The sequence below is a fragment of the Carboxylicivirga sediminis genome (genome assembly GCF_018156225.1).
In the GTDB taxonomy this organism is placed as follows: Bacteria; Bacteroidota; Bacteroidia; order Bacteroidales; family Marinilabiliaceae; genus Carboxylicivirga; species Carboxylicivirga sediminis.
Genome location: NZ_JAGTAR010000131.1, coordinates 1 through 320, shown reverse-complemented (window position 1 = coordinate 320; position 320 = coordinate 1). Strand labels below are relative to the sequence as shown.

Below are 320 nucleotides of genomic sequence, written 5' to 3'. Positions count from 1 at the left end.
GACTGTAGAAAATCTAAACTGGTCTGGTAGTTCAGCTGGTTAGAATGCCGGCCTGTCACGCCGGAGGTCGCGGGTTCGAGTCCCGTCCAGACCGCTTGTTTAGTTTTCCAAAATATTGAAGTATAAAACTGGTCTGGTAGTTCAGCTGGTTAGAATGCCGGCCTGTCACGCCGGAGGTCGCGGGTTCGAGTCCCGTCCAGACCGCTTGTTTTAAACTTCATCTATTGGTCTGGTAGTTCAGCTGGTTAGAATGCCGGCCTGTCACGCCGGAGGTCGCGGGTTCGAGTCCCGTCCAGACCGCACAAAAGCTCATCTGATTA

3 tRNA genes are annotated in these 320 nt (G+C 53.1%); all 3 read left to right on the top strand.

Annotated elements, in window-relative coordinates:
* Positions 1 to 20 precede the first annotated feature (20 nt).
* The 3 genes from KDU71_RS22940 to KDU71_RS22930 all read left to right on the top strand — a co-directional run bounded on the left by KDU71_RS22940 (position 21) and on the right by KDU71_RS22930 (position 300).
* Positions 21 to 94: transfer RNA gene (locus tag KDU71_RS22940), tRNA-Asp, on the top strand.
* 36 nt (positions 95 to 130) lie between these two features.
* Positions 131 to 204, top strand: a tRNA-Asp gene (locus tag KDU71_RS22935).
* A gap of 22 nt (positions 205 to 226) precedes the next feature.
* Positions 227 to 300: transfer RNA gene (locus KDU71_RS22930), tRNA-Asp, on the top strand.
* Positions 301 to 320: the final 20 nt, after the last annotated feature.